Raw genomic sequence first — 419 nt, 5'->3', positions numbered from 1 at the left:
TGATTTTTTCAAGGAAACAGAGAAACCGAGTTCTTGCAATTCTGCTTCAGCTTCTTGTATTGAAGAGGAAATATAGCTAAATTGATTGAAACGCATGCTCTCACCTCACTAGTAAGCGTTTTATTTTGGGTAATGACTTTACTTTATCTATTATACTTGATAAAATGGTAGCTGTTTAAAAACTTGTTAAGGAGAAAGGAAGTCTAGACGAATGAATGAATTTTTTAAAGCAGCCCTGACACATGAGTGGCTAATTAAGTATGCAACTGAATTTATTGCAACAGCCCTGATGGTTCTGATTGGGAATGGTTCAGTAGCAAATGTTGAACTTAAGGGAACAAAGGGATATAAATCTGGTTGGTTAGTCATCGGATTTGGTTATGGTGTTGCTGTTATGTTGCCAGCTTTGATGTTCGGTA

1 protein-coding gene and 1 pseudogene are annotated in these 419 nt (G+C 36.3%); one reads left to right on the top strand and one right to left on the bottom strand.

What is annotated here, in order from left to right:
* The coding region (locus FH871_RS34995; protein ID WP_138995355.1) for a hypothetical protein at positions 1-96 on the bottom strand (96 nt) is incomplete at its 3' end.
* A gap of 115 nt (positions 97-211) precedes the next feature.
* Here FH871_RS34995 and FH871_RS34990 point away from each other — a divergent pair.
* A pseudogene (locus tag FH871_RS34990) lies at positions 212-419 on the top strand (hypothetical protein); the annotation flags it as partial.

It is taken from the genome of Larkinella sp. C7, assembly GCF_006149005.1.
Classification (GTDB): Bacteria; Bacteroidota; Bacteroidia; order Cytophagales; family Spirosomataceae; genus Larkinella.
This window is presented reverse-complemented; position numbering and strand designations above follow the sequence as displayed.